This is a genomic window from Methylobacterium sp. E-045 (genome assembly GCF_022829685.1).
Taxonomy (GTDB): Bacteria; Pseudomonadota; Alphaproteobacteria; order Rhizobiales; family Beijerinckiaceae; genus Methylobacterium.
This window is the reverse complement of record NZ_JAKSYE010000067.1, coordinates 1-7,886: the sequence shown is the minus strand read 5'-3', so window position 1 is coordinate 7,886 and position 7,886 is coordinate 1. Positions and strand designations below refer to the sequence as shown.

14 protein-coding genes are annotated in these 7,886 nt (G+C 65.2%); 2 read left to right on the top strand and 12 right to left on the bottom strand.

Translation table 11 applies throughout. From position 1 onward, the window contains the following. The 10 genes from MKK51_RS10135 to MKK51_RS10090 form a co-directional block, all read right to left on the bottom strand. On the bottom strand, positions 1 to 1,465 hold a 1,465-nt coding region (locus MKK51_RS10135; protein ID WP_243976818.1), incomplete at its 3' end, for a DnaB-like helicase N-terminal domain-containing protein. After that, complete coding sequence (locus tag MKK51_RS10130) at positions 1,462 to 1,734, bottom strand: hypothetical protein (protein ID WP_243976816.1); 273 nt, start codon at positions 1,732 to 1,734, stop codon at positions 1,462 to 1,464. The genes MKK51_RS10130 and MKK51_RS10135, both read right to left, overlap by 4 nt. Positions 1,735 to 1,738: 4 nt before the next feature. Next, entirely contained in the window at positions 1,739 to 2,320 is a 582-nt protein-coding gene (locus MKK51_RS10125; RefSeq protein WP_243976813.1) for an MT-A70 family methyltransferase, read from the bottom strand. Continuing rightward, positions 2,317 to 3,243: a hypothetical protein gene (locus tag MKK51_RS10120; RefSeq protein ID WP_243976812.1), complete on the bottom strand. Its 927-nt coding sequence runs from the start codon at positions 3,241 to 3,243 to the stop codon at positions 2,317 to 2,319. The genes MKK51_RS10125 and MKK51_RS10120 overlap by 4 nt, the downstream gene beginning before the upstream one ends. Next, complete coding sequence (locus MKK51_RS10115) at positions 3,240 to 3,413, bottom strand: hypothetical protein (protein WP_243976811.1); 174 nt, start codon at positions 3,411 to 3,413, stop codon at positions 3,240 to 3,242. Before MKK51_RS10115 ends, MKK51_RS10120 begins: the two co-directional genes overlap by 4 nt. Then, positions 3,413 to 3,904, bottom strand: a complete 492-nt coding sequence (locus MKK51_RS10110) for a RusA family crossover junction endodeoxyribonuclease (RefSeq protein WP_243976809.1) — start codon at positions 3,902 to 3,904, stop codon at positions 3,413 to 3,415. The genes MKK51_RS10115 and MKK51_RS10110 overlap by 1 nt, the downstream gene beginning before the upstream one ends. Positions 3,905 to 3,919: 15 nt before the next feature. Continuing rightward, entirely contained in the window at positions 3,920 to 4,519 is a 600-nt protein-coding gene (locus MKK51_RS10105) for a hypothetical protein (protein ID WP_243976808.1), read from the bottom strand. A 71-nt stretch (positions 4,520 to 4,590) separates the two neighbouring features. Beyond that, on the bottom strand, positions 4,591 to 4,818 hold the full coding sequence (locus MKK51_RS10100; protein WP_243976807.1) for a hypothetical protein: 228 nt from the start codon (positions 4,816 to 4,818) through the stop codon (positions 4,591 to 4,593). Beyond that, a complete protein-coding gene (locus tag MKK51_RS10095) occupies positions 4,815 to 5,165 on the bottom strand; it encodes a hypothetical protein (protein ID WP_243976806.1) in 351 nt (116 codons plus the stop codon). The genes MKK51_RS10100 and MKK51_RS10095 overlap by 4 nt, the downstream gene beginning before the upstream one ends. Positions 5,166 to 5,513: 348 nt before the next feature. Then, complete coding sequence (locus MKK51_RS10090; RefSeq protein WP_243976805.1) at positions 5,514 to 5,696, bottom strand: hypothetical protein; 183 nt, start codon at positions 5,694 to 5,696, stop codon at positions 5,514 to 5,516. A 104-nt stretch (positions 5,697 to 5,800) separates the two neighbouring features. Between MKK51_RS10090 and MKK51_RS10085 the strand changes: the two genes are divergently transcribed. After that, entirely contained in the window at positions 5,801 to 6,049 is a 249-nt protein-coding gene (locus MKK51_RS10085; protein WP_243976804.1) for a hypothetical protein, read from the top strand. A gap of 7 nt (positions 6,050 to 6,056) precedes the next feature. On the opposite strand, the gene MKK51_RS10080 is transcribed toward MKK51_RS10085, so the two are convergent. After that, positions 6,057 to 6,293: a helix-turn-helix domain-containing protein gene (locus tag MKK51_RS10080; RefSeq protein ID WP_243976803.1), complete on the bottom strand. Its 237-nt coding sequence runs from the start codon at positions 6,291 to 6,293 to the stop codon at positions 6,057 to 6,059. A gap of 87 nt (positions 6,294 to 6,380) precedes the next feature. Here MKK51_RS10080 and MKK51_RS10075 point away from each other — a divergent pair, with 87 nt between their 5' ends. Further along, a complete protein-coding gene (locus MKK51_RS10075) occupies positions 6,381 to 7,160 on the top strand; it encodes a helix-turn-helix domain-containing protein (protein ID WP_243976802.1) in 780 nt (259 codons plus the stop codon). Between the two features lie 5 nt (positions 7,161 to 7,165). Here MKK51_RS10075 and MKK51_RS10070 read toward each other — a convergent pair whose 3' ends face one another. Continuing rightward, entirely contained in the window at positions 7,166 to 7,453 is a 288-nt protein-coding gene (locus tag MKK51_RS10070) for a hypothetical protein (RefSeq protein ID WP_243976800.1), read from the bottom strand. Positions 7,454 to 7,886: the final 433 nt, after the last annotated feature.

Below are 7,886 nucleotides of genomic sequence, written 5' to 3'. Positions count from 1 at the left end.
CACTCAGCTGCTCACGTTCGCCGCCCGCACGGCAATGGGGAAGCCCATGTCCGGGGTGGACCAGACCGCCGCGATCGGCCGAAAGGGGCACCTCGCGATCTATAACTCGCTCGGGATGACCCGGAAGAAGATAAAGGCCCGCCGAACGTCGTGCGGCATGTTCGATAGCTGGACGAAGCTCGCCTATGAGCAGGTCATGCGCCGGCGCGGTCTGTCTCCGAGTGACGCCGATCATGTTGCTGATGCCGTCTACGAGATGCGGGGCGAGCACTTTCACATCGAGGACGGTGGCGGGCGCACCATCGGCGACATAGCCGCCGCCTCCGACCTCCTTCAGGCCCTCGTCCTCGCGATTGTAGGCGCGAGACGGGCGGACGATGTGCGCGTGGTCGATCACCACCATGCCGAGCGGCACGCCCTTGCGGGCATACGAGTTCGCCAGGCGGTCGGAGGCGGCGGCTATGTCGCCGATGGTGCGCCCGCCACCGTCCTCGATGTGAAAGTGCTCGCCCCGCATCTCGTAGACGGCATCAGCCACATGATCGGCCTCACTCGGAGACAGACCGCGCCGGCGCATGATCTGCTCATAGGCGAGCTTCGTCCCGCGATCGAACAGCCAGCTCGACGTGCGGCGGGCCTTGATCTGCTTCCGGGTCATCTCGAGCGAGTGATAGATCGCGAGGTGCCCCTGTCGGCCGATCGCGCTGGCCTGCTCCACCCCGAAGATGGATTTCCCCATGGCGGTGCGGGCCGCGACCGTGATCAGCGTCGAGGGCTGGGGGCCCCCGCCGATCTCCTTGTCGAAAGCCTCGACACGGGTGTGAGGCACGACCCGGCCATGGCCCTGTAAGTCGGCTGTGATGTCCGCGATCAGCTCGTCGCCGGCCTGGTCCGCCGTGACCGACATCACCTTGCGGTCGACGAAGGAGGCGCGAATCTGGTCGACACGGGCATAGACCCGTTCGAGATGCGGGCCCGGCACGAAGCCGGAGCCGTCCCCCGCCTTGTTCGTGACAGCCGCCAGCTCGCGCAGCTGCCAGTATTGCTGAATCGTCCGGGCGTATTCCGGTGCCGAAACGGGCGTACACGCCTGGACGACGAGCCGGCCGAGATAGGACAGCACGGTCTGGCCGCCGAGATCGAAGGCTAGGTTCGTCGCGCCGAGTGCCGCCTTCACCTTGATGCCGTTCGGCGTGTCGCCGGCGGCCACCAGGTCGCCCATCACCTGCCAGATGGCCCGGTGCGCCTCCTCGAAGAAGTGCTCGGGCGCGACCAGGTGCTGAACCAGCGGGAAGACGTGCGGGGCCTGCATGATGCAGCCAAGGAGCCCGGCTTCGGACTCGACGCTGGCGATCGGCGCCACCGCGGCAGTTGGGGCGGCAGGCAACCGACCGTAATCGCCACGGTACTCTTCGAGCGGGACGACCTTGGGGCCGAAGCCGGGACGGTCGAGGGGCTCGTTCATGCCGAAGCCCTCTGCTCGACAGGAACGAGCTCGCGAAGGAGCATCTCCTTCACGTAGCCTTCGCCCTTCAGCTTCTCGATCTCGGCAAGGTCGTTGAGCAGCGACGCGGCCTCGGCGAGGGCGAGGTCGCAATCGAACCACTTGTACTGATCGTCGCCGCGGGCGCGGGTGTAGAGGTCCCACCAGCGTTTGGCCGCCTCTCCGACCACGGCAGCCAGCCGCGGGATCGGCACGGGCGAGGTCGGCTGCAGGATGTTGTACCGGGCCATGCGCCTACTCCGCAGCCATGAGTGCGGGCGCATCGAAATGCCCGGCTTCGTTCCCCCAGGCCGTCCAGCCGGGGCGAGACTCGCGCGAGAAGAGGTCAGCCCGGCGAATCGCTGACGGCATCAGCGCCTCGGCGGCGTCATAGGCCTCGTCCGGCTTGCGGCTATGCTCGCGGATCGGGGCCATGATCACGCTGCGCACGGACCGGCCGGCGCGCGGATGACCGAACTTCCCGATGAGGAAGGGCTCGGAGGCACAGCGCAGGACGTAGCCGGTACCGAAGGCGATCTTGCCCCCGCTCGTCGTCTTCACCCACGTGCCGGACGTGGTGAAGGTGAAGCCCCAGGCGGCCATGACGGCGAGCGCCTGGGGGAGCATCGGGTTCGTCGCCCAGAGCCACAGGAAGGCATCGCCGCGGGCGAGCTCCGCCACCGGCAGGGCCTTGATCGCGTCAAGCGTCATGCAGTCGTACTGAGCCTGCGCGCTCTTCGCCTCGCCCTTGTCAGAGCGGAGGGCGAACGACCACGGCGGATCGACCATGAGCATGTCGAAGCCGAACGGGGGGAGAGTGCCGAACGGCCAGGTCATAGGCCACACCCCGCTTCGCAGACCATGAGCATGTTGCCCTGGCCGCGCTCCTCGGCGGTTCTGAAGTCGATCTCGGCGAGCCGCTTCATCGAGCGGTGGACGTAGAGATTGCCCGTGGACGTCCCGCGCTCATTGCGGATGAAGCCGCCGCGGATCAGCTCGTCGATCTCGCACGCCTGAGCGAACGCTTGCGGATCCTCGTCCTTCAGGCGGCGCCATTCGAGATTGGTGCGGTAAGGGCAGAACGTGCAAGCCGACTTTGGCGGCACGGGGTAATCGTGGGCAAGGAGCCATGCCTCGCAGTCGCGCCGTGACATGCGCTGCTCGAGCAGCGGGTAGCGATTTACGATCCACCCCTCGACCGCTGGCCCGGCGCGGACGACCTCGTCGACTGAGATCCCAATCCACATCTCGACCGATGCGGGCGCGATACGCTGGCGCGGCTTGAACCCCAGCAGGCCACGCACCACCCGATTGATCGGGTCGATCTTGTAGTGCCCTGTGCACTGCCGACGGATGGGGGCCGCCCCCTTGCGGCCAGGAGCGAAGAACGGAGCGGATGGCGACTTACCGCCTGGGCCCGCCCTCTCGCCGTGCACCTGACGCTTAAGATCACCGATGATATTGCCACCATGGACGACGGTCACATCAAACGGCAGGACGTTTCCGCTGCGCAGCCAGCGCAGATGCTCGTAGACAGCCGGCGGCTCGGCTCCCGTGTCAGCGAATATCACAGCGTCCGGCAGCGGCTCGAGCGCGCCATGTGCGGCCATGAGCGCGAGCGTCGTCGACTGGATGCCGGCACCGAGAGACAGCACGCGGAGCTTGGCGCCCTCAACCGGCCCCCAGGACCAGCCACCACGGCGGACACGCGCGCGGTTCGGTTGCGGAGTAGCTTCGAGATTGAAGGTCGGCGCGTTCAAAGGATCGCCCCCCAATCGAGGGTATCGATCATCTCGCGGTAGGCCGGGCGGGCGGTCTGCTCGGCCGTCACCGACGCCATGCCGATGAGGTACATCGCGATCTGGTAATCGCCGTCGCGAACGCCGAAGAAGCGGAGCCATCCGTTGCTGCAGGAGATGAGGACACACATCAGGCGGCCTCGTCCAAAGCAAGAGCAGAGGCGCCGAGGGTGGCGATCGCCGGAACCCATGGCTCGACGGTGATCACCAGCTCGGGGTTGTCCGAGTAAAACTTGCGGACGATGCCGTCGACGACGGTGGAATCGTCGCCCCACACGACTTCGTTCAGGGCGTCACAGATCTTCCCGATATTGTCCCAATCGGGTTTCACGACCGGGCGGATGAGGCCGTTACGCGCCTCCCGCTTCTTCGCCTGAGACCAGTTCGTGGGGATCGGCATGAACGCGTAGACGACCACCACCAGGGGGCCCGACAGGGGCAAGCGACCGACCATCACGACGGCGGCCGCAGTCCGCAGGGCAGCTTCGTAGCGCGCCGTTTCCGGATCCGGGTATTCCTGGACGAACGGCTTCTTGCCGCCGCGCGGGGCAACGACGCGGGCGCGATGCCGACCTTTACCCCGCGGCTCCCCGGGGAGAGTGATGACGATCTGCTCGGACATGACGGTGCTTCGGCCCTACTCGGCGGACACGGTCTGGCGCTGCGGTCCATCGCCGAGCGCTGGAGCGCCAGGGAGGGCGTTACGGGGCCCCTTCGCCGTCTGCTCCTTCAGGAAAGCGTCGCCGGCCGCCGTGCTGTCGCGCATGGCCTCGCTGGGCGTGGTCGCCTTGGACTCGCGTTTCGCGTTGGCCCTCGCGTTGTTCTTCGTGAACTGACGCTCGGCCTCCTCGAGCGGCAGGCCTGGCGAACCCTGCGCCTGACCCTTGCGGGACTTCTCGTCCGCCTCGGCAGCGGCAGTAGCTTCCGAGATCATCTTGCCGACGTCGTCGAACAGGTCGCTCTGCTCGCCCCAGCCCATCATCTGGTAAGCCATCAGGAAGCCGAGGACGAAGTCTCTCCGCTTCATGTCCTCCATCTTGTGGCAGTCGAGGATGAGCTTCACCGATTTGGTTGGCAGACCGCTGCGGGCGCAGTAATCCGAGAGCGCCGTCGACTTGTTCGAGTTCGCGTTCGCAGCGCGCTGGGAAGCACCGGCTGCGTCGCGGATCGCATCCTGCAGCTGGGCTGCCGTCGTCTTGATGATCCTGGGCGTCGCGCCCTTCGTTTTCCTGGCCATGGTGACCTCTCAGGTTCGGGGAGGGAGCGACGCGGCCAACGACCGCGAAGGGGGAGGATTTGCGGGAAGGCCTACGGGCGCGGCTCGTTTGGCGTGCGGCCGCCGCAGCGGTCCCATAGGCGAGGGTGCCACTCGCGTGGGGGCGAGCCGGGAGGACCGGGAGGCCAGACGAGGCGCGGGTCGATCCTGTCGGCGAGCCGCTCCATCCAGTGCAGCGGCGCCATGAGCAGCCGCGCGAGTTTGCGCAGGAGCGTGCCGACCGCAGCGCGGCCGAACTCCACGAGACCACCGAATTTCATGCCGTGCCTCCTTCGAGACGAGCCTGAAGGGCAGCGATCTCAGCGCGCAGGCGGCGCTGATCCTCTTCGCGGGCGGCCCGAGCGAGCCACGCCGGGGGAGTCTCCATCGTCGCGCAAGCCAGCTCCGGCCCGTAGGCAGCGAGCAGGCGCAGGAAGGCCCAGCTCGTCGGTGCCGAGCCGCGATCGAGCCACTTCCCGATGGTGTTGGGCGAGATGCCGGTATCCGCCGCGACGTTCTCGGCGGTCTTCGTCGGATAGCGCTGGCGCAGGAATGCGGTGGTGCGCTCTCCGACAGTTGTACGTTCGTCAGCCCCAAGTGTAGCCGGGACCGGCTGCGACTTTCTCATGACTTTCCTCGATGGTGAGACCATCGGAGGCGAGGGTTTGGAGAAGAGGTCAGGTTGAATGGATGGGGCGAACGACATGTCAGCGCCTCGCATCATGGGTGGACGGGATACGCAGCACACAGGCGCGATCGACAGCTTGGCGGCATGGGCGATCGAGCAAGACGAAAGGGGACGTGCCGACCGGGGTCCGAGTCAGGGTCCGGCCGGCACGCTCACGCACCGGAGCCGGAAGGGCGGCTCGACGGGCGCGATTACGGAAAGGAACGCGTCCGGCGGTCGGAACGCAGAACAATATGACGCCGGACGCGATCGCGGGGCGACATCCCGCGCGATGGGAAAGGGGGGCGCTCATGCCGCGAACCTCGCCGCGATGAGGCACATGGCGCTGGCCGCGAGGACCAGGCCCGCGAACGCCGCGCCCGTGCGCATGGCAGCAGGATCACCGCTCACACGGTTGCTGGAGAGGCTCGCGATCAGCACCGCGTCGGCGACGAGGACAATCCCCAGGAAGGCGAGGACGAGCGCGGTCATGTCAGACTGCCCTCATCGCGGCGACCGCGAACCGGGCGTCACGATGGACACCTGATCCGCGCGGCTTCAAATCGGAGGCGCGAACCAAGCCGATGGAGCCGATATTGAACGAGGATACAAGCGCCCGCCGAGACGCCGACGATGCCCGCGAGGACGCAGAGCGGTTGTTCCGAGTGGCTCTCAGCCAATCAAGCGAGGCAGTTGAAAGCGTACGGCTTTTGAAAGCCGATGCGGTTAATGCGGTTACGACCCTCTCGGATAGGCTTCGGCTGCACGCCGTGGCGCTCTGGATCGTCAGCATAGTGGCTGCGATTGAGGCTTTGCTGATCTGGTATCTGTGGGCGCGGTTGTGATCCGGCATCACGCGGCGCTCGCTTCGGAGGCGGCGTCGATACGCGACTGCCGACGGCGGTTGCGCTCAGCCGCCTGCTCCGCCCAATCACGGACCGTGACCTTACCCTCGGTAAGATCCTCGATCTTCATCATCGTGCCGGCGTCTGGTTCGCGCTCGCCGTATTTCCACTTTTTAACCGCGTGGCCGGTGCAATCTCCGATCAGCGCCGCGAAGGCGTCGTCGTCGATTTGCTCTTCGCGCATGTGATCGAGTAACCGCATGCAGCGAGTTGTTCCCCATTTTGGGGCATTACGTCAAGCGGCAATCCCCCAAAACGGGGAGCGCCTGCGTTGACCGCATCAGGCATTGTCCCCGATATGGGGAAAAAGCCGCATCCACGGAATAATCTGAAGAAGCTTCGCGAGAAGCAGGGCTGGTCGCAGGAGGACATGGCGACCAAGCTCGGCATGTCGAAGGGCGGCTATGTGAAGGTTGAGGACAGCGATCGCGGACTTAAGGCGGATCGAATCGCCAAGGCGGCCGAGGTGCTGGGCGTCGCGCCTAGTGAGATCATTGAAGGGGGCGACGCGGTAGCGCCGGCAGACGGGCCAGCCAGGGAGCCGCCACCGTCACAAGCAACGCCGGCGGGCCGTGGCTTCTCCTTCAAGAAGGTGACCGGCACGCTCTCGGCTGGGATTTTCAAGGATGTGGAAATCCATGGCGACGAGTTAGACGAGGTCGTGTCAGCTCCGCCGAGCACGAAATACCCGTGGGCAAGACAATTTGCTTGGTGCGTCGAAGGCGACAGTATGGACCAAGCGTCGCCGAAGCCAATAACTGACGGCGATTATGTCATTGGACTGTCTTATGAGGACATTGAGGGGGCAGTCACGCTTCGGTCTGGCCTTAATGTTGTGGTGAGGCAGACGCTGGATAACGGCCAGTCATACGAAGAGACTGTGAAAGAGCTGGTGCTGAACGAGACGACGGCTGAATTTCACCCGCGCTCCTCAAACCCAAAGCACAAGCCGATCATTGTGAAGCGCGACCTCACGGCCGACGATGGCCGCAAGGTCGAGATCCGAGCATTGGTCCAGTACGTGTTCGACAACCACGAAACAGAGTTCTGACCCGCTCAGTCCTGTGAGCGCCCCTCTTCAGGGGTGCGCAGGTAATCGACCCGAACGACGATCGACATATCCGTTCCGCATCGCTTGCAGTCGTGCTCGATGCGATCCAGCGCCCCGCTGTCTGTAAAATCGTGGATCGTTGCCGGATCACCCGGCTCGTCCGCCATGCTGATGCACACAGCGTCCTCCGAAGCGCACTCTGGGCAGCGAAGCTGCACCCTGAACTTCCGCTCCATGATCTTGGGCTTGAACCCAGCCGAGCGGCTGGTCGTCGGCATGAACATAACCGTCACGGCGGAACTCCGATTGCGATGTTCCTATAATGTTCTAATTTTTCCCTCACGAGTCGAGTCCTGATTGGGCAAAACCGCAGCCTGTGGAAAACTTCGATAAAACCGCAGCGTCGAAAGGGTGTTCCGCGCGGAAAACTGTGGTCCAGGCTACCGCGTCGCTCGTATTTTCTCGCGCCTGGGGGTCCGGCGGATATGGGCATTCCCCATTATTCCCCATTTTGGGGTTGACCCATTCCCCAATATGGGGATGATACACCCATCGCCCCACGGTGATGGAGCCAGAACGTGTCCAGCCACACCCCCCTCCGCCGCGAGCTGCCGACCCTCCACCAGGACGGTTCGATCAAGTTCCGGATCGTCCTGAAGCAGGCCCGCTCCGAGAAGCGGATCCTCGCCGAGCTGATCGCCAAGCGCCGCATCGCCGGCTACCCCG

What these genes read in the sequence shown, in the direction of transcription:
- MKK51_RS10090 (WP_243976805.1), bottom strand. Translation starts at nt 5,696, where the DNA reads ATGACCGCGCTCGTCCTCGCCTTCCTGGGGATTGTCCTCGTCGCCGAC.
- MKK51_RS10125 (WP_243976813.1), bottom strand. Translation starts at nt 2,320, where the DNA reads ATGACCTGGCCGTTCGGCACTCTCCCCCCGTTCGGCTTCGACATGCTC.
- MKK51_RS10115 (WP_243976811.1), bottom strand. Translation starts at nt 3,413, where the DNA reads ATGTGTGTCCTCATCTCCTGCAGCAACGGATGGCTCCGCTTCTTCGGC.
- MKK51_RS10100 (WP_243976807.1), bottom strand. Translation starts at nt 4,818, where the DNA reads ATGAAATTCGGTGGTCTCGTGGAGTTCGGCCGCGCTGCGGTCGGCACG.
- MKK51_RS10080 (WP_243976803.1), bottom strand. Translation starts at nt 6,293, where the DNA reads ATGCGCGAAGAGCAAATCGACGACGACGCCTTCGCGGCGCTGATCGGA.
- MKK51_RS10130 (WP_243976816.1), bottom strand. Translation starts at nt 1,734, where the DNA reads ATGGCCCGGTACAACATCCTGCAGCCGACCTCGCCCGTGCCGATCCCG.
- MKK51_RS10105 (WP_243976808.1), bottom strand. Translation starts at nt 4,519, where the DNA reads ATGGCCAGGAAAACGAAGGGCGCGACGCCCAGGATCATCAAGACGACG.
- MKK51_RS10095 (WP_243976806.1), bottom strand. Translation starts at nt 5,165, where the DNA reads ATGAGAAAGTCGCAGCCGGTCCCGGCTACACTTGGGGCTGACGAACGT.
- MKK51_RS10110 (WP_243976809.1), bottom strand. Translation starts at nt 3,904, where the DNA reads ATGTCCGAGCAGATCGTCATCACTCTCCCCGGGGAGCCGCGGGGTAAA.